The organism is Pseudomonas sp. Xaverov 259, from assembly GCF_019352915.1.
Classification (GTDB): Bacteria; Pseudomonadota; Gammaproteobacteria; order Pseudomonadales; family Pseudomonadaceae; genus Aquipseudomonas.
This window is the reverse complement of sequence record NZ_JAAAFV010000072.1, coordinates 226,093-244,317: the sequence shown is the minus strand read 5'-3', so window position 1 is coordinate 244,317 and position 18,225 is coordinate 226,093. Positions and strand designations below refer to the sequence as shown.

General features: G+C 59.6%; 17 protein-coding genes. 11 read left to right on the top strand and 6 right to left on the bottom strand.

The annotated features are described in order from the left end of the window. Nucleotides 1-199: 199 nt before the first annotated feature. Nucleotides 200-496 carry a hypothetical protein gene (locus K0H48_RS30910; RefSeq protein ID WP_257627161.1) on the bottom strand — a complete coding sequence of 99 codons (297 nt, stop codon included), beginning with the start codon at nucleotides 494-496 and terminating at the stop codon, nucleotides 200-202. 744 nt (nucleotides 497-1,240) lie between these two features. Here K0H48_RS30910 and K0H48_RS29805 point away from each other — a divergent pair. Continuing rightward, nucleotides 1,241-1,777, top strand: a complete 537-nt coding sequence (locus K0H48_RS29805) for a DUF3800 domain-containing protein (RefSeq protein ID WP_219337776.1) — start codon at nucleotides 1,241-1,243, stop codon at nucleotides 1,775-1,777. Between the two features lie 458 nt (nucleotides 1,778-2,235). On the opposite strand, the gene K0H48_RS29800 is transcribed toward K0H48_RS29805, so the two are convergent. The 4 genes from K0H48_RS29800 to K0H48_RS29785 all read right to left on the bottom strand — a co-directional run bounded on the left by K0H48_RS29800 (nucleotide 2,236) and on the right by K0H48_RS29785 (nucleotide 3,930). After that, nucleotides 2,236-2,442, bottom strand: coding sequence for a hypothetical protein (locus K0H48_RS29800; RefSeq protein WP_219337775.1), 207 nt, complete (start codon nucleotides 2,440-2,442; stop codon nucleotides 2,236-2,238). Between the two features lie 79 nt (nucleotides 2,443-2,521). After that, on the bottom strand, nucleotides 2,522-2,806 hold the full coding sequence (locus K0H48_RS31190; protein WP_219337774.1) for a class IIb bacteriocin, lactobin A/cerein 7B family: 285 nt from the start codon (nucleotides 2,804-2,806) through the stop codon (nucleotides 2,522-2,524). 468 nt (nucleotides 2,807-3,274) lie between these two features. After that, the gene (locus K0H48_RS29790; RefSeq protein WP_200432985.1) at nucleotides 3,275-3,610 is read right to left on the bottom strand and encodes an addiction module antidote protein; all 336 of its coding nucleotides are present in this window, start codon (nucleotides 3,608-3,610) and stop codon (nucleotides 3,275-3,277) included. Beyond that, nucleotides 3,607-3,930 (bottom strand): type II toxin-antitoxin system RelE/ParE family toxin, encoded by a 324-nt coding sequence (locus K0H48_RS29785; protein WP_219337773.1) that lies wholly within the window; start codon nucleotides 3,928-3,930, stop codon nucleotides 3,607-3,609. The genes K0H48_RS29790 and K0H48_RS29785 overlap by 4 nt, the downstream gene beginning before the upstream one ends. 414 nt (nucleotides 3,931-4,344) lie before the next feature. On the opposite strand from K0H48_RS29785, the gene K0H48_RS29780 reads away from it, so the two are divergent. The 3 genes from K0H48_RS29780 to K0H48_RS29770 all read left to right on the top strand — a co-directional run bounded on the left by K0H48_RS29780 (nucleotide 4,345) and on the right by K0H48_RS29770 (nucleotide 8,001). Then, nucleotides 4,345-6,246, top strand: coding sequence for a potassium transporter Kup (locus tag K0H48_RS29780; protein ID WP_219337772.1), 1,902 nt, complete (start codon nucleotides 4,345-4,347; stop codon nucleotides 6,244-6,246). A 127-nt stretch (nucleotides 6,247-6,373) separates the two neighbouring features. Next, nucleotides 6,374-7,480: an NADH:flavin oxidoreductase/NADH oxidase gene (locus K0H48_RS29775; RefSeq protein WP_065928937.1), complete on the top strand. Its 1,107-nt coding sequence runs from the start codon at nucleotides 6,374-6,376 to the stop codon at nucleotides 7,478-7,480. Nucleotides 7,481-7,815: 335 nt separating this feature from the next. Then, a complete protein-coding gene (locus K0H48_RS29770; RefSeq protein ID WP_017137090.1) occupies nucleotides 7,816-8,001 on the top strand; it encodes a hypothetical protein in 186 nt (61 codons plus the stop codon). A 53-nt stretch (nucleotides 8,002-8,054) separates the two neighbouring features. Here K0H48_RS29770 and K0H48_RS29765 read toward each other — a convergent pair whose 3' ends face one another. Then, the gene (locus K0H48_RS29765) at nucleotides 8,055-9,680 is read right to left on the bottom strand and encodes a glucan biosynthesis protein D (protein WP_219337771.1); all 1,626 of its coding nucleotides are present in this window, start codon (nucleotides 9,678-9,680) and stop codon (nucleotides 8,055-8,057) included. 304 nt (nucleotides 9,681-9,984) lie between these two features. On the opposite strand from K0H48_RS29765, the gene K0H48_RS29760 reads away from it, so the two are divergent. The 7 genes from K0H48_RS29760 (at nucleotide 9,985) to K0H48_RS29730 (ending at nucleotide 18,216) form a co-directional block, all read left to right on the top strand. Next, nucleotides 9,985-10,695, top strand: coding sequence for a tellurite resistance TerB family protein (locus K0H48_RS29760; protein ID WP_065928940.1), 711 nt, complete (start codon nucleotides 9,985-9,987; stop codon nucleotides 10,693-10,695). A 149-nt stretch (nucleotides 10,696-10,844) separates the two neighbouring features. Next, complete coding sequence (locus K0H48_RS29755) at nucleotides 10,845-12,467, top strand: methyl-accepting chemotaxis protein (protein ID WP_138816498.1); 1,623 nt, start codon at nucleotides 10,845-10,847, stop codon at nucleotides 12,465-12,467. Then, the gene (locus K0H48_RS29750; RefSeq protein ID WP_219337770.1) at nucleotides 12,467-12,979 is read left to right on the top strand and encodes a chemotaxis protein CheW; all 513 of its coding nucleotides are present in this window, start codon (nucleotides 12,467-12,469) and stop codon (nucleotides 12,977-12,979) included. The genes K0H48_RS29755 and K0H48_RS29750 overlap by 1 nt, the downstream gene beginning before the upstream one ends. Further along, on the top strand, nucleotides 12,976-14,229 hold the full coding sequence (locus tag K0H48_RS29745) for a protein-glutamate O-methyltransferase CheR (RefSeq protein ID WP_138816496.1): 1,254 nt from the start codon (nucleotides 12,976-12,978) through the stop codon (nucleotides 14,227-14,229). The genes K0H48_RS29750 and K0H48_RS29745 overlap by 4 nt, the downstream gene beginning before the upstream one ends. Beyond that, on the top strand, nucleotides 14,226-14,927 hold the full coding sequence (locus K0H48_RS29740; RefSeq protein ID WP_138816495.1) for a chemotaxis protein CheW: 702 nt from the start codon (nucleotides 14,226-14,228) through the stop codon (nucleotides 14,925-14,927). Before K0H48_RS29745 ends, K0H48_RS29740 begins: the two co-directional genes overlap by 4 nt. Next, nucleotides 14,924-17,209 (top strand): hybrid sensor histidine kinase/response regulator, encoded by a 2,286-nt coding sequence (locus K0H48_RS29735; RefSeq protein ID WP_219337769.1) that lies wholly within the window; start codon nucleotides 14,924-14,926, stop codon nucleotides 17,207-17,209. The genes K0H48_RS29740 and K0H48_RS29735 overlap by 4 nt, the downstream gene beginning before the upstream one ends. Beyond that, nucleotides 17,206-18,216: a chemotaxis response regulator protein-glutamate methylesterase gene (locus K0H48_RS29730; RefSeq protein WP_219337768.1), complete on the top strand. Its 1,011-nt coding sequence runs from the start codon at nucleotides 17,206-17,208 to the stop codon at nucleotides 18,214-18,216. The genes K0H48_RS29735 and K0H48_RS29730 overlap by 4 nt, the downstream gene beginning before the upstream one ends. Nucleotides 18,217-18,225: the final 9 nt, after the last annotated feature.

Below are 18,225 nucleotides of genomic sequence, written 5' to 3'. Positions count from 1 at the left end.
ACCTTTCTACCAGGTGACGGGTCCTGCTTAGCTTCGGAGATAATCGACATGAAGTTAGTGATGATTCAGGGTTTGCTTGAAGTCGCCGTTCACGCGCTTGAAGCAGCCTACTGGTTGACCAAATTGGTCCTCCTGGGTATCGAGCTGTTTTTGTAAAGTAAATAGACAGGGGCTTCGGCCCCTGTTTTTCTGACTCAATTTACCCCGGCCGGCACCACCAAGACTGCGCGTAAGCACACCCGTCCACGTACTCAATCCCGCTTAGAACAAAACCTGACGGGGCCATTCGTGCCAGTGATGCGTCCAGTAGCGCAGGGAGTGGATCTGGTTCAAGCGGTAACCCTCTAGCCACCCTTGCTACATTTGAACTACGGCCAAGCTCATTTGCTACCTGTGGAGCAACCAGCACATCTCCCTTGATAGCAGGATAGCGCCGTCTTTCTTGCGGACTTAAAGCGATCCCTTTGCACCGCATCGGCGTGATCAGCATATGCATAAAGTCCCACCTATTGATCGTTGCGCCCATCCAGAAGTGCTTCGATGGCGTATGCCAACGCGTCATCCGCTTGTTCAAGTAAATCGCTAAGGCCTTCTCGGTCAACTAGGCGCGCTCTGTATAGCTCATTGGCCTGTTCGACCAAGATTTTTGTGATAGGCACCCGGTTGCCTGAGCAGTGCTACTTCGTCACGTAGTCATGCTAACCAGGTGTTGATCGTCTTCGACTCGAGGAGGCTATTTGCATGCAGGGTTGATTGGTAAAAAGCCGGTCGGAGATAAAAAAACTTGAAGAAAAAGCACTTATCCCCCTCCCGCCGACGGGGTTTGTGTCCCTTTTTTGTGCAAATAGCGCTGGTATGTACATCATGAACGCAAGTCACGCCGGCCGGGGGCTGCCGACCAAGTTACGAACTGCACCGAATGCAAAGTTTTGTAAGGAAGTGAAACGCATGAGCGCACTTCTCACAAGAGCGGCCCTAAAAAGCGTGGCCGTTAAGCCCAATGATTACGGGGATTTACCACTGAAAAACAATCGTTTTCTTCGGTTTTCGTATTTGACTCTAAGCATTTTTCGCTCAGATTCTGAATGCATCGAAGCAATGAAAACCCCATGAAGGCTATGCTGGCCGCGCTTCTCTAGAATAAAGGCGTTTCACCAATTTTCACTATCATCAAAACGATCTGCTCGCGAGATTCGACGTACGGAACACGATGACCCGCAAGTCGCAGAATGGAGAAAGTATGCGCATTTTTATCGACGAGTCAGGTTCATTCACCTATGCAGACGATCACAACGCGTGGAGTGCCGTGGGCGCGGTCGTTATTTTGGAACAGGAAATGGATGCGGCTGAAAGTGCACTTCAACAGTTCAAAGCCGAGAATGGATGTCCATTGAATGAGGAGTTTAAGCTCGGAAAAGTACGCAACGAGATGAGCACATATCTCAAGGAGCATTACGGAGTCGAAGTCGACCTGAGCGGCGTGTTTGATATCGGCAGGCTGATCGGAGACGACATCCAGTTCGTTGACTCTAAAGGCGATTTTGGCGTTCAGATTGCTGATCTATTGACGTCTGGGTTAAGGCGATGTCTAAAAAAGGAGTTCAATGACAACCTTGGAGCTGCGACATTTTTAGGCAGATTAATGGTCAATCGCGGCCATCGGCGGCGACCTCTGTTGTTGTTGTTGTCACTTGGCGAGGAAGCGGTACTGGACAAGCCTACTGAGCGTCTCGTCAGGATGATGAGGCGGCAACAACGCTCCATGATTACACACTGAACTCTTAGTAGCGCCAGTATCGCCGGCCGCCCAACGCCCATCCAATTTAGGTGATTTGGTATGCAGCACATATACGCATATACATTCCATAGCCAATGATTTTACTGGCTTTGACCAATCAACAGGGTAGGTCGACTCGGGCTCATAATACTTTTGTCCACGGTTCAAGTCCGTTTGAACCTACCAACGCAAAAGCCGCGCATTGCGTGGCTTTTGCGTGTCAGGTGCAGCCATTTTACGTGGCGGGCCTGACTACCCCCTTATCTCGCAAACTACTGCCGAATCTTCGGGCGCCCTGCAGAGGCATAAGCTCTTCTGCAGAAGGGATGGAAGAAAGGAGATTTGCAGAAAGTTTGGTATGTTTGTGGGATCTTAGGGGTAAACGCAAGCTCAATATATAATCGGCGTGCGTCGCTTATCAGACAGTGAATCATCTATATCACTTACAGGAACCAAGCTTAAATTGGTAAGGGGAATTTAGCGGCGCATAAAAGTGCAATAGACAACACTATAGGTATCTGAATCGCCGCCTTTAGAGCCTGGGGGATCTTACGGCGGTTAATTTTTTCGAATCCGACAATCAGCAACCGTGTGATCCCAAAAATAATCAGGCCCCAACAAAAAATGTTGAAGTCGAAGAACTCCCCAAAGAAAAAATCATTCATACAATTTCCTCAGCGAGGTAATATTTCAACTAATGAGTAGCTTGCGAACATGAGAGCAAGACCATTGACGATCTGACCCTCATTTACCATTCCAGTTGTCTCTACTCATATATCCACCGGCTAGCCCGCCGTATAAGCTACCCATAGCAATACCTGCTGACTGAGCGGTTGTCGTCGGTGTATAAAATCCGAGAACCGCGCCTGTCACGATTGCTGATGCCGCTCCTCTAAGGGTTGCAGGCTGTCCACTGCCAGCTTGGGTTCCTACGTAAGCCATCCCAGCTGCCACTGCGCCTGCGGCAGCCCCAAAGGGCCCGACTGCACCTGTGACGTTCTCAATTTCCTCAGGTGTCAATTTACGCATTTTTCATAGACCTATAATCGAATTGATGTTTTCTCGGTTATCACTCAAGCCTTGCTCGACGTTGGCAAGAAAGTATAGATCGCTGCGTAACTGCCTTAGAAGTCCCTACATGTGTAGGGTGCAGACAAAGAGGTTGGGTGAAAGTCATAAGGCCTGCGTAGTAAGGAGTTTCCTTGCTACTCATGGCCTTTTTTTGTGCGAATTATTTGTTCACTTTAACCATCTTTAGGGCAGCCCAGGGATACAAAGCCGACCTTGGGGTTGGCTTTTGCGATGGTGGTGGACATGCCTAACCTCGGTATTGAATGACGCCGCCAGTCGGGCACGACACGGCGGTAGACGGGCGCTTGGTGCGCCTCTGATCAAAAAGTGCGGATTTCTATCGACGGGCAGCGCGCTTGACCAGCTTTATACGGGGAAATGCGACGAGTGCTGTGTTGGGGGATTTGTAGCGCCCTTGGTACCCTTTCAAGTGCGTGCATCTTGTGCCGTACTGTGCGTTACAACTTTAGAAAGGCCTACACCCAAGGCCTGAAGCACCTTCAGGAGAGTGGACAGCTTTGGGTCGCCGCCGGCTGCGAGAGATCGATAGAGGTTAGCTCTATTAAGCCCCGTGTTCTGCGACAAGCTGAGCATCCCGCCGCGAGCCTCTGCCACTCGACGGACAGCAACGAGAAAGGCGTCCTCGCCACCTGCTTCGTCGATCTCCTCAAGCGCGACGGACAGGTATTCAAGGGCAAATGCTTCGTCGTCTCGGAGCATTTCAAGGACGCTATCTTCATGAGAACGTGTACGAATGGTCATTTTTGGTACGCCTTGTAAGATTTCCAGAGAGCCTTGGCTTGATCGATGTCGTTCTGCTGCCTGACCTTTGAGCCTGCGCCCAGCAGGAAAATGATTTCTCGATCCTGGATTGCGTAATACACGCGGAACCCAGGTCCGAAGTCGAGCTTCATTTCAAAGACGCCATCACCTATCGGCTCGGTAACTCCAAAGTGCCCCAGAGACGCACGGTCCACTCGGGTGGTGATTCTTGCTTTTGAGCGCGTGTCTTGCACGGTGTCCAGCCAGGCTTGGTAGATATCCACGCCGTTGGCAGACAGCATGTGTTTGACTTCGTACATGAAAATGTACCTTAAAAGAGACAGGTCGATGATTGAGTTTTTATATCGACTGCGCGCGCCATGCAGGGGAGCACGATTTTTGAATCCGGTGAGTCAGCCAGGAGGTTCCCGTCGACACCGCTGAGGCAGTCCTAGCGAGTAAAACCAAAAACATACGGTCCGCCCTACAAGTGATCAATGCAGGCAAATAGGCTCCAAAATGCCCTGTCCCCTATTACTCACGGCCTAAAACGATACCCAAAGCACTTGAGCAGGGAAATGCGACGAGTGCTGCGCTATGCTTCGCGCCGTTGCGCACGGGTGAAACCCCGGGGTCAATAAAACGTCTGTTACGAGAAGTAAAACAGCGCATGCTAGGGTCTGCTTAGGCGCGTTGTTTATAAAAGACCTCAGGTCAAAGGGCAGGAGTGGTTGATGGGTCAGGCAAATAGTCAGGCGGCAGGTGCCGAGCATTCCAATGCAAAGCCGATTGGCATGCTGGTGGCGGCGGTCGGGGTGGTTTACGGCGATATCGGTACCAGCCCGCTCTATACCCTTAAAGAAGTGTTTACCGGTGGTTACGGTGTGCAGGTCAACCATGATGGCGTGCTGGGTATCCTGGCGCTGATCTTCTGGTCGCTGATCTGGGTTGTATCGATCAAATACATGCTGTTCGTGCTGCGCGCCGACAACCAGGGCGAGGGCGGCATCATGGCGCTGACGGCACTGGCACGGCGGGCGGCAGGCACGCGCAAGCGCCTGCGCAGTTTTCTGGTGGTGTGCGGCCTGTGCGGTGCGGCGCTGTTCTACGGCGACAGCATGATCACCCCGGCGATTTCGGTGTTGTCGGCCATTGAAGGTCTGGAATTGGCGTTCGATGGCCTGGACAAATGGGTCGTGCCAATTGCACTGGTGGTGCTGGTGGCGCTGTTCCTGATCCAGAAACACGGCACCGACCGTATCGGCAAGCTGTTCGGGCCGGTGATGGTCACCTGGTTCCTGGTGCTGGGCGGCCTTGGGATCTATGGCATCACCTTGCACCCTGAAGTGCTCAGCGCGATGAACCCGATGTGGGCCGTGCGGTTCTTTGAGGCCCACCCAGGCATTGGCGTGGCGATCCTTGGCGCCGTGGTGCTGGCACTGACCGGTGCCGAGGCGCTGTACGCCGACATGGGCCACTTCGGGCGCAAACCCATTGCCCGCGCCTGGTTCATTTTGGTGTTGCCGGCACTGGTGCTCAACTATTTCGGCCAGGGCGCCATGCTGCTTGGCGACCCGGAAGCCGCGCGCAACCCGTTCTACCTGCTGGCGCCGAGCTGGGCGCTGATCCCGCTGGTGGTGTTGTCCACCCTGGCCACGGTGATTGCTTCCCAGGCGGTGATTTCAGGTGCGTTCTCGTTGACGCGCCAGGCGATCCAGCTGGGTTACATCCCACGCATGCACATCCAGCACACCTCCAGCGCCGAGCAGGGCCAGATCTACATCGGCGCGGTGAACTGGGCGTTGATGGTCGGCGTGATCCTGCTGGTGATTGGCTTCGAGTCCTCCAACGCACTGGCCTCGGCCTACGGCGTGGCGGTGACCGGCACCATGCTGATGACCACCATCCTGGTGTCGGCGGTGATGCTGCTGCTGTGGAAGTGGCCACCGATCCTGGCGGTGCCGGTGCTGGTCTGCTGCCTGTTGGTGGACGGCCTGTATTTTGCCGCCAACGTGCCGAAGATCATCCAGGGCGGCGCCTTCCCGGTGCTCGCGGGGATTGTGCTGTTCGTGCTGATGACCACCTGGAAGCGCGGCAAGCAGTTGCTGGTCGAGCGCCTCGACGAAGGCGGGCTGCCGTTGCCGATCTTTATCAGCAGCATCCGCGTGCAGCCGCCCCACCGCGTGCAGGGCACGGCGGTGTTTCTGACCGCGCGGCCGGACGCCGTACCCCACGCGCTGTTGCACAACCTGCTGCATAACCAGGTTTTGCACGAGCAGGTGGTGCTGTTGACGGTGGTTTACGAGGACATTCCCCGCGTGCCGGTTACGCGGCGTTTCGAGGTCGATGCCTACGGCGAAGGCTTCTTCCGGGTCATCCTGCATTTCGGGTTTGCGGATGAGCCGGACGTGCCCGAAGCCCTGAAGCTGTGCCATCTGGACGAGCTGGACTTCAGCCCGATGCGCACCACCTACTTCCTCAGCCGCGAAACCGTGATCGCCTCGCGCATCAAAGGCATGGCGCGCTGGCGCGAAGCGCTGTTTGCGTTCATGTTGAAAAACGCCAACGGCAACCTTCGCTTCTTCAAACTCCCGGTAAACCGGGTGATCGAGCTGGGCACCCAGGTCGAGATGTAATCTTTTGCAACACGGGAGCCGGCACGTGGCTCCCGCTTTCCTTTCTGAACCCTGTGCAATCCAGCGTTGTCGACTAGGCTCTAAGCACTGTTTGAATAGTGCCCACAGAACCCAGAAGAGGTGCGCCATGAGTCAGCTGCTCGAACCCTACACCCTCCGTCAATTGACCCTCCTTAACCGCATCGCCGTGTCGCCGATGTGCCAATACTCGTCCGACGATGGCCTGGCCAATGACTGGCACCTGGTGCACCTGGGCAGCCGCGCCGTCGGTGGCGCTGGGCTGATTTTTACCGAAGCCACCGCCGTCACCGCCGATGGCCGCATCACCGCCCAGGACCTGGGCCTGTGGAATGACGCGCAGATCGAACCGTTGCAACGCATCACCCGCTTTATTGCCGCCCAAGGCGCGGTGGCGGGTATCCAGCTGGCGCACGCCGGGCGTAAGGCCAGCACCCACCGGCCGTGGATCGGCAAGCACGGCAGCGTCAAGCCGGAAGACGGCGGCTGGGTGCCGGTGGGCCCCTCGCCGATTGCCTTTGACCCGAACCATACGCAACCCAAGCCACTCGATGAGGGGCAGATCCAGCAGGTGATTGCCGACTTTGTCGCCGCCGCCAAGCGTGCGCTGACCGCCGGTTTCGAAGTGGTGGAAATCCACGCCGCCCACGGTTACCTGTTGCATCAGTTCCTCTCGCCGATCAGCAACCAGCGTCAGGATCACTACGGCGGCTCGTTTGAAAACCGTATCCGCCTGGTGCTCGAAGTCACCAAGGCCGTGCGCGCCGTCTGGCCCCAGGAGCTGCCGCTGTTTGTGCGGGTGTCGGCCACCGATTGGGTGGAAGACGGCTGGAACCCCGATGAAACTGTGGAGCTGGCGCGCCGCCTTAAAGACCTGGGCGTGGACCTTATCGACGTGTCCTCTGGTGGCACCGCCGCCAACGCTGAGATCCCCACCGGCCCGGGCTACCAGACGCGGTTTGCCGAGCGCGTGCGCAAAGAATCCGGTATCGCCACCGGCACGGTGGGCATGATTACCGAGCCGGCCCAGGCTGAACACATCCTGCGCACCTGCCAGGCCGATATCATCTTCCTCGCCCGTGAGCTGTTGCGTGACCCTTACTGGCCGCTGCATGCCGACGATGACCTGGGTGGGCGCAAAGCCATCTGGCCCGCGCAGTACCAGCGTGCGACTCACCGTGATCAGCCGATTCATGAGTCTGACCTGCGGGATTGAGCCCGCGCCTGCCTGCAATAAACCCACCCGACTCGGTGGGTTTTTTGTTTCCCGCGTTTAATGCAAGCCTGATCCGCAGCTGTATGAGCGGAGCCTCACGATGCCCACCTTTACCGACTGCTGCGTGCGAAAGGGTTGTAGGTATTTGTTACCGAAGTATTTTTTTAAGTGAATACTCTAAAAAAATCCCACACGTGTCGAGATTGTTTCTACGCTTAGGGTAAGTGTGATTTCTGGCCCAGGGAGTCAGGCTGTTTGTCCTCGAAGCCATTGCGCTTCGCGAGCGTTGGGAATGGGCACCAGGAGTATTTGACTGATATCAGGAGTAACGGTCCATGACCAAATCCTATGGCGTAGCGGGTGCGGTGGCGTCTTTTTGGAGTCGCCGGATGTCCTTGCGAGGGCGAAGGTTGAGTTCGGATGAGGTGGAATTGCTGGCGCAGTATCGCGCCCTGACCGAAAACGATCAGGTGGCGATGCGCTATTTGATCGGCGCAATGAAGAGTGTGTCGCGGTTTTAACCGGCATTAGATCCTTCCCACGCGGGAACGTGGGGAGGATCTGATGGGGCGTATCAGCTGTACTTGCGCTGGTCCGGTGCCGGCGGGAAGTACTGATACAGCCAGGTCTCACTCAAGGTGCGGTCCTGGGTGCGGATAAACAGCCGCAGTTCAACCGGCTCCACACTGTCGCTGGTCGGGTACCAATCAAACAGAATGCGATAGCCCTTGATGTTGTCCAGCACCAGCACACTGAAGTCTTTGACTTGACCGTGGGAGCAGGTCACCACCGGTTCGATCCCGGTGCCGGCTGGCAGGCGATCCAGGCCTCCGCCCTTGAAATCCACGGCAAAGCGGCGTGCCCACACTTCGGGGTAATGCTCGCCCGGTGCCCAGCCTTCGGTAAAACCGCCCATGCCGGAACGGGTGGCATCCACTTGCGCCAGCGGTGTGCTCACCGGCGGCAGCGCGCTCCAGTACAGCTTGTAGCCATAGTTGAGTGATTCACCGGCGGCCACAGGCTTTTTCGGGGTCCAGAAGGCCACGATGTTGTCCAGGGTCTCGCCGGTGGTGGGGATTTCCAGCAGGTCGATCGAGCCTTCGCCCCAGGCGGTGGTCGGTTCCACCCACAGGCTTGGGCGCTTGCTGTACCAGTCCACAGTGTCCTGGTAGCTGGCGAACTCATGGTCGGTCTGTACCAGGCCGAAACCTTTCGGGTCGGTGTCGGAAAAGGCGTTGAATTGCAGCTTGGCCGGGTTGTTCAGCGGGCGGCAGATCCACTCGCCGTTGCCACGCCACATGGCCAGGCGGTCCGAGTCGTGGATTTGCGGGTGGATGGTGTCGCACATCCGGCGTTCATGGGTGCCGCAGCTGAACATGCTGGTCATGGGCGCGATGCCCAGTTGCTCGATGGCGGTGCGCGCATTGATGTGCGCGTCGATGGCCATCACCACCTGGCTGGCCTGGCAATCGATGTCAAAGCGATAAGCGCCGGTGGCGCTCGGCGAGTCGAGCAGGGCGTAGACCACAAAACGCGTGGCGTCCTTGCTTGGGGTTTCGAACCAGAACTGCGTGAAGTCGGGGAATTCTTCGCGTTTTTTCGCGTAGGTATCAATCGCCAGGCCGCGTGCGGAGAGGCCGTACTGGCCGGTTGCATCTACCGCACGAAAGTAGCTGGCGCCGAGAAACGACAGCACGTCATGGCGGTCCAGTTCCGGCGCCTTGAACAGCTTGAAGCCGGAGAAGCCCAGGTCGCCGGTCAGCTGTTTAGTGTCCACCGTGGTCTTGGCATAGTTGAACAGCGACGGGCGGAAATGCACCTCGCGGGCTTCGCGGGTCTTGGGATCGACGCTATGCATGCGTACTGGCGTCTTGAAACCCATGCCGACATGGAAGAATTGCACGTCGAGCTGGCCGTTCAGCTCCTTCCACAGCGAATGGTTGCCGTCGTAGCCAATGGCATTGAAATTCTGCGGGGTCATGGTCGCCAGGGTCGGCGGCAGTACCTGTTTAGTGTCTTTGTATGCGGTGGCGGCGAGCTGTTTGGCCTGGGCCTTGAGCGTTTCGAAGTCGAACGCCACGGCCTTGCCATCGGCGGCACGGTTCCCGGCCCAGGCCTGCGCGGCCAACAGGCCACTGGCCGACAAACCGGTGTAAGCCGCAATGGCCATGGACGCTTTGAGCAAATTCCTGCGGTGCATAGAGACAACCTGTCGTGAGCAAATCCCGCGCCGTTCCTGGCACGTAACGGATAAGAAATAACGGTTCGGACATGCCTTCGACCAAACGCAACGGACAATAAACAGACGCCCGATAGCTTAAGCGGTTCGATGCAGAAGGAAAATTGATTGATGGCGGGGTGATGGCGTTGCATATGAAACAAGACGTTTCAAATACGCACTGCTGGCGTTACATCTGGAAGCACTCTAGATCGCGGCTTTTTGGCACTTAGTTTTACGCTGGGAGCCTATTGGTCCTACGAACCCAAGTGTCTGGAGGCTACGCATGAATACCCGTGGATTGCTCGATCAGTTGCTCAAATCCGGCCAGGACATGTTGCAAAACAAAGCCGGCGGGCAACGCAAATCGGACGACAAAAGCGCCCTCGGCGGCTTGCTTGGCGGCGGTGGGCTTGGCAGTTTGCTCGGCGGTGCGGGCGGCGGTGCCCTGGCGGCGGGTGCGATGGGGCTGTTGCTGGGGAATAAAAAGGCGCGCAAATTCGGCGGCAAGGCGCTCACCTATGGCGGGCTGGCAGCCCTCGGTGTGATTGCCTACAAAGCGTACGGCAATTGGCAGGCGCAACAGGCCGGCGCCCCCCAAGGCGAGCCGCAAACCATCGACCGCCTGCCGCCGGCCCAGGTCGAGCAACATAGCCAGGGCATTCTCAAGGCGCTGGTCGCCGCCGCCAAAGCCGACGGGCATGTAGACGAGCGTGAGCGCGCCCTGATCGAAGGCGAATTCACCAAGCTCGATAACGACCGCGAGTTGCAAAGCTGGCTGCACGCCGAGCTGAACAAGCCCCTGGACCCCGCTGATGTGGCGCGCGCAGCGAGCACGCCGGAAATGGCCGCCGAGATGTACATCGCCAGCGTGATGCTGGTGGACGAGGAAAACTTCATGGAAAAAGCCTACCTCGACGAGCTGGCGCGCCAACTCAAACTGGAGCCTGGCCTAAAGGCCGAGCTGGAAAAACAGGTACGCCAAGCCACGCTCTGACCGCGTTCCCTGCCAGACAACACCCCGGCCGCAGTAGCGGTTCGGGGTGTTTTTGCGTTCTGTGAGCGCTACATCAAAACCTGTTGATAAATGCGGGCATCCGCTCAGCTATACTCCTCGGCATTTGATCGGCCCTTCGAGGAATTACTGTGAAGAACTGGACCTTGCGCCAACGGATTTTGGCGAGCTTTGCGGTAATTATCGCGATCATGCTGTTGATGGTCGTGGTCTCGTATTCGCGCCTGCTGAAGATTGAGGTCAGCGAAAATTCCGTCCGGGATGACGCCGTGCCTGGGGTGTTTTTCAGTTCGATGATCCGCAGCGCCTGGGTCGACAGTTACCTGCAAACCCAGGAGTTGGTTGGCGCCCTCCGTAATCAGGGCATCTCAGACGCCGACAAACAGGACTACAAGTCGTTTGAGGCGCGCCTGGAACAACACATGGCCAGTTACGCGAGCACGATCAATATCGATCAGGATCGTACTGAGTTCGACGCCTTTGAAAAACTCCACCAGGCCTACAACAAGAATCTTGCCCTGGTGCTGGACGCCCATCAGGCTGGCAACGCCGTCGAGGCGCAAAAGCTGTTCGACGAACAGCTCACGCCCGCCTGGACCGCAGGCCGCATGAAGCTCAATGACATTATCAATGAGAACAAACAGGTCGCCGATAACGCCACCGCCGCCATCGATGATGCAGTGGCCGCCGCCAAAGTCAGCATGTTCGTGTCGTTGGCCGTGGCCATCCTCGCTGCCGGTTTGTGCGGCCTGTTGCTGATGCGCGCGATCATGGCGCCGATGAATCGCATCGTCGAAATCCTCGAAACCATGCGCACGGGTGACCTGAGCAAACGCCTGAACCTTGAGCGCAAGGACGAATTCAACGCTGTCGAAACCGGCTTCAATGACATGATGACCGAGCTGACCGCCCTGGTTTCCCAGGCCCAGCGCTCGTCGGTGCAGGTGACCACCTCGGTCACCGAGATCGCCGCCACCTCCAAGCAACAACAAGCCACGGCTACCGAAACAGCGGCCACCACCACCGAAATCGGCGCGACGTCGCGGGAAATTGCCGCCACGTCCAAAGACCTGGTGCGCACCATGACCGAAGTCTCCACCGCCGCCGATCAGGCGTCGGTCGCTGCCGGTTCCGGCCAGCAAGGCCTGGCGCGCATGGAAGAAACCATGCACTCGGTGATGGGCGCCGCCGACCTGGTGAACGCCAAGCTGGCGATCCTTAATGAGAAGGCCGGTAACATCAACCAAGTGGTGGTGACCATCGTCAAGGTGGCCGACCAGACCAATCTGCTGTCGCTCAACGCCGCCATCGAAGCCGAGAAGGCCGGTGAGTACGGGCGCGGGTTTGCCGTGGTGGCCACCGAAGTGCGCCGCCTGGCCGACCAGACTGCCGTAGCCACCTACGACATCGAGCAGATGGTGCGCGAGATCCAGTCGGCGGTGTCGGCGGGCGTGATGGGCATGGACAAGTTCTCCGAAGAAGTGCGTCGCGGCATGTTCGAAGTACAGCAAGTCGGCGAACAGCTGTCGCAGATCATCCATCAGGTACAGGCCCTGGCGCCGCGGGTGTTGATGGTCAACGAAGGCATGCAGGCCCAGGCCACCGGCGCCGAGCAGATCAACCACGCGCTGGTGCAACTGGGCGATGCCAGCAGCCAGACCGTGGAGTCCCTGCGCCAGGCCAGCTTTGCCATTGATGAGCTGAGCCAGGTCGCGGTCGGTCTGCGCAGCGGCGTGTCGCGTTTCAAAGTCTGATGAGCGACCTCGCGGCTAAACGCGGCGCCGTCCCGGCAGCGAAAAAGGCGTTGTTCCTGGTGTTCCACATCGGCGGCGAACGTTATGCCCTCAAGGCCACGGAAGTGGCCGAGGTGCTGCCGCGCCTGCCGCTCAAACCCATCGCCCATGCGCCACTGTGGGTGGCGGGTGTCTTTGCCCACCGTGGTGCACTGGTGCCGGTCATCGACCTGTGTGCGTTGACCTTCGGCAAACCGGCCCAGGCCCGCACCAGTACGCGATTGGTACTGGTCAATTACCAGCCGCAACCTTGGCTCGAGGCGCGCTGGCTGGGGCTGATCCTGGAGCAGGCTACCGACACCCTGCGTTGCGACCCGGCCGAGTTCCAGCCTTATGGCCTGGATAACCGCGCGGCGCCGTACCTGGGGCCGGTGCGTGAAGATGCCTTGGGTTTGATGCAATGGATCGGCGTGGCCGACTTGCTCACCGATGACGTGCGCGCCTTGCTGTTTTCCAGCGAGTTGAGCCTATGAGCAACGACCCACGCTTCTTTGCCTTCTTGAAGGACCGCATTGGCCTGGATGTCGCCTCGGTGGGCGAGGCGATCATCGAGCGTGCGGTGCGCCAGCGCAGCCAGGCCGTGCAGGCGCAGACGGCGCAGGATTACTGGCAGCATTTGCAGAGTTCGCAGGATGAGCAGCAGGCGCTGATCGAAGCGGTGATCGTTCCCGAGACCTGGTTTTTCCGCTATCCCGAGTCCTTTGCGACCTTGGCGCGTTTGGCCAAGGAGCGCCTGGCGGCGATCAAGCAGATGCGCGCCCTGCGCATTCTCAGCCTGCCGTGTTCCACCGGCGAGGAGCCTTATTCGATTGCCATGGCCTTGCTCGATGCCGGGCTGGCGCCGCACCAGTTCAAGGTGCTGGGGCTGGACGTCAGCCCGCTGTCGGTGGAGCGCGCCAAGCGTGGCGTGTACGGCAAGAATTCCTTTCGCGGCGGCGATATCGAGTTTCGCGAGCGTCACTTCAGCGAACAGCCCGATGGTTTCCACATCGCCGAGCGAGTGCGCGAACAAGTGCGCCTGCAAGTCGGTAATTTGCTCGACCCGGCGTTGCTGGCCAATGAGCCCACCTACGATTTTGTGTTCTGCCGCAACCTGCTGATCTACTTCGACCAACCCACCCAGAAGCAAGTTTTCGATGTGCTCAAGAGCCTGACCCACGTCGACGGCGTGCTGTTTATCGGCCCCGCCGAAGGCAGCCTGCTGGGGCGCCACGGCATGCGTTCGATTGGCGTGCCGCAATCCTTTGCATTCAGCCGGCATGCCGAACCGGTCAAGCCTGAACCGGTGTTTGTGCCGCTGCCCATCCCCCAACGCAGCGCAGCACCGATTCCGACCAAGCCGCGCCCGTTCAGCACAGTGAGCGCCCAAGTGGTGCCGATCAAGGCACCGCACAGCGATGCGGGCGACTTGCTCAGCCGCATCGCCACGCTGGCCAACGAAGGCAAAAGTGCCGAGGCCCGCGCCGCCTGTGAACAGTATTTGAGTAACCACCCGCCGGCCGCCCAGGTGTTTTACTGGCTGGGGCTGCTCAGCGACGTGGCCGGCAGCGCCCTGGAAGCCCAGGGTTATTACCGCAAAGCCTTGTACCTGGAACCGCAGCACCCGCAGGCCTTGATGCACCTGGCCGCATTGCTCGAATCCCAGGGCGACAGTGCGGGTGCGCGCCGCTTGCAGGCGCGCGCCGCGCGTAGCGAGCGTGCAGACAGTGAGTCCAAACGATGAATAACCTTGATGCGCTCGACACCGCAGGCCTGGACCTGACCCTGGCCGACACCCAAGCCATCGACGACTGCTGGAACCGTATCGGCATCCATGGCGACAAGTCCTGCCCGTTGCTCGCCGAACATATCCACTGCCGCAACTGCTCGGTGTATTCCGCCGCCGCCACGCGTCTGCTCGACCGCTACGCGTTGCAGCAGGACGACCGGCAGGCGTATGCACCCGCAGAAGCTGACGAAGACATCGTCACCCGTTCGATTCTGATGTTCCGTCTGGGTGAAGAGTGGCTGGGCATTGCCACCCGATGCCTGGTGGAGGTGGCCCCGCTGCAGCCGATTCACTCGTTACCGCACCAGCGTTCCCGCGCATTACTGGGCGTTGCGAATGTGCGCGGCGCGCTGGTGGCGTGTTTGTCACTGGTGGAGCTGCTCGGGCTGGACCCTGCCAGCACCGGCGCAAGCGGTGCGCGGGTGATGCCGCGCATGTTGATTATTGCTGCCCAGGACGGTCCGGTGGTGGTGCCGGTGGATGAAGTCGACGGCATCCATGCCATCGATGAGCGCGCCTTGAAGGCCGCGTCGGCCTCCGGCACCCAGGCCAGTGCGCGCTTCACCCAAGGCGTGTTGCAGTGGAAAGGCCGCAGCCTGCGTTGGCTGGACGAGGCGCAATTGTTGTCCGCCGTGACCCGGAGCCTCACATGACCCCCGACCAGATGCGCGATGCCTCGCTGCTGGAACTGTTCAGCCTGGAGGCCGATGCGCAGACCCAGGTATTGAGCGCGGGCCTGCTGGCCCTGGAACGCAACCCGACCCAGGCCGACCAGCTTGAGGCGTGCATGCGCGCCGCGCACTCGCTCAAGGGCGCAGCGCGGATTGTCGGCGTGGACGCCGGCGTCAGCGTTGCCCACGTGATGGAGGATTGCCTGGTCAGCGCCCAGGAAAACCGCCTGTATCTGCAACCCGAGCATATCGACGCTTTGCTGCAGGGCACCGACCTGCTGATGCGCATCGCCACGCCGGGCAATAACGTAGGCTCGGCGGATATCGAAGGGTATGTGGCGCTGATGGAGCGCCTGCTGGATCCGTCGCAGCCGATCGTCCAAGCCACACCGGCCGCCGCCGCCGCTCCGGAACCTGCGCCTGCACCGTTGATTGACCCATTGCCGCCGGAGCCTGAGCCCGCGCCGCCTGTCAGCACTGACCTGCCGCGCCAGAACAAACGCATGACCGAAGGCGGCGAGCGCGTGCTGCGGGTCACCGCCGAGCGCTTGAACAGCCTGCTCGACCTGTCGAGTAAATCCCTGGTGGAGACCCAGCGGCTCAAGCCTTACCTGGTGAGCATGCAGCGCCTCAAGCGCATTCAAAGCAACAGCGCGCGGGCCCTGGACACGCTCGATGGCCAGCTCAAGGCCATGGACTTGAGCCTCGAAGCCCAGGAAGCCCTGGCCGACACGCGCCGCCTGTTGAGTGAAGCCCAGGCGTTGCTGGCGGAAAAAACCGCCGAGCTGGATGAGTTCGGCTGGCAGGCCGGGCAGCGTGCCCAAGTGCTTTATGACACCGCGCTGGCCTGCCGCATGCGCCCGTTTGCCGATGTACTCGCCGGCCAGGTGCGCATGGTGCGCGACCTTGGCCGCAGCCTCGGCAAGCAGGTGCGCTTGGAGATCGAGGGTGAAAAGACCCAGGTCGACCGTGACGTGCTGGAAAAACTCGAAGCGCCGCTTACGCATTTATTGCGCAATGCCGTCGACCACGGCATTGAAATGCCCGAGCAGCGGGTATTGGCGGGTAAACCCGCCGAAGGCGTGATCCGCCTGCGCGCCTCCCACCAGGCCGGTTTGCTGGTGCTGGAGTTAAGCGACGACGGCAATGGTGTCGACCTGGAGCGCCTGCGCGGCACCATCGTCGACCGGCACCTGTCACCGCTGGAAACCGCGCTGCGATTGAGTGAAGAAGAACTGCTGACATTCCTGTTCCTGCCGGGTTTCAGCCTGCGCGACAAGGTCACCGAAGTGTCCGGGCGCGGCGTCGGCCTGGATGCGGTGCAGCACATGGTCCGCCAACTGCGCGGCGCGGTGGTGCTGGAGCAGACGGCGGGGCAGGGCAGCCGCTTCCACTTGGAGGTGCCGTTGACCCTGTCGGTGGTGCGCAGCCTGGTGGTGGAAGTCGGCGAGGAAGCCTATGCCTTCCCGCTGGCGCATATCGAACGCATGTGCGACCTGGCGCCGGAGGATATTGTGCAGCTGGAAGGCCGCCAGCATTTCTGGCACGAAGGCCGGCATGTTGGCCTGGTGGCCGCCAGCCAGTTGTTGCAGCGCCCGCCGGGGCAGAGCAATGACGAAACCTTGAAGGTGGTGGTCATCCGCGAGCGCGATGCGGTGTATGGCATTGCGGTGGAACGTTTTATCGGCGAGCGCACCCTGGTGGTACTGCCGCTGGATGACCGTTTGGGCAAGGTCCAGGATATTTCCGCCGGTGCTTTGTTGGATGACGGCTCGGTGGTGTTGATTGTCGACGTCGAAGACATGCTGCGTTCGGTGGACAAATTGCTCAACACCGGGCGCCTGGAACGCATCGCACGGCGCAGCCAGCAGGCCACCGAAACGCCGCGCAAGCGCGTTCTGGTGGTGGACGACTCGCTCACCGTGCGTGAGCTGCAACGCAAATTATTGCTTAATCGTGGTTATGAAGTGGCGGTCGCGGTCGATGGCATGGATGGCTGGAACGCACTGCGCTCTGAAGACTTCGACCTGCTGATCACTGACATTGATATGCCTCGTATGGACGGGATCGAATTGGTCACACTCTTGCGCCGTGATAGTCGCCTGCAATCGTTGCCGGTGATGGTGGTGTCGTACAAGGATCGCGAAGAAGACCGCCGCCGTGGACTGGACGCCGGCGCCGACTATTATCTAGCTAAAGCCAGTTTCCATGACGACGCCCTGCTGGATGCCGTGATGGAACTGATTGGAGGCGCCCGGGCATGAGGATTGCGATCGTCAATGACATGCCCCTGGCAGTAGAGGCGCTGCGCCGTGCCCTGAGTTTCGAGCCCGCGCACGAGGTTGTGTGGGTGGCCAACAATGGCCTGGAAGCCGTACAGCGCTGCGCCGAACTGACCCCGGACCTGATCCTGATGGACTTGATCATGCCGGTGATGGACGGCGTGGAGGCCACTCGGCAGATCATGGCCGAGACCCCGTGCGCGATTTTGCTGGTGACCGTCGACCGCCAGGCCAACATGAGCCGCGTGTTCGAAGCCATGGGCCATGGCGCCCTGGATGTGGTGGACACCCCGGCGCTGGGGGTGGGCAACCCCAAGGATGCGGCGGCGCCGTTGCTGCGCAAGATCCTCAATATTGGCTGGTTGATCGGCCAGCGTGGCAGCCGTGTACGCGCCGAAACCGCGCCGGCACGCACCACCGGCAAACGTCAGAGCCTGGTGGCGATTGGTTCTTCGGCGGGCGGCCCGGCCGCCCTGGAAATCCTGCTCAAGGGCTTGCCCCGCGACTTTCCCGCCGCCATTGTGCTGGTGCAGCATGTGGACCAGGTATTTGCCTCCGGCATGGCCGAGTGGCTGAGCAGTGCCTCCGGCTTGCCGGTGCGCCTGGCGCGGGAGGGCGAGCCGCCACAAAGCGGTGTGGTGCTGCTGGCCGGTACCAACCACCACATTCGCCTGTTGAAAAATGGCACGCTAGCCTATACCGCGGAGCCTGTGAACGAGATTTACCGGCCGTCCATCGACGTGTTTTTCGAGAGCGTCGCCAGCCACTGGAATGGGGATGCCGTCGGCGTGCTGCTGACCGGTATGGGGCGCGACGGGGCCCAGGGCCTCAAGATATTGCGTGAACAAGGCTATTTGACCATCGCCCAGGATCAGCAGAGCTGTGCGGTGTATGGCATGCCCAAAGCGGCGGCGGCCATTGATGCTGCTGTTGAAATTCGCCCACTGGACAGAATTGCGCCCCGATTGCTGGAGGTATTTGCAAAATGATCAAGACCT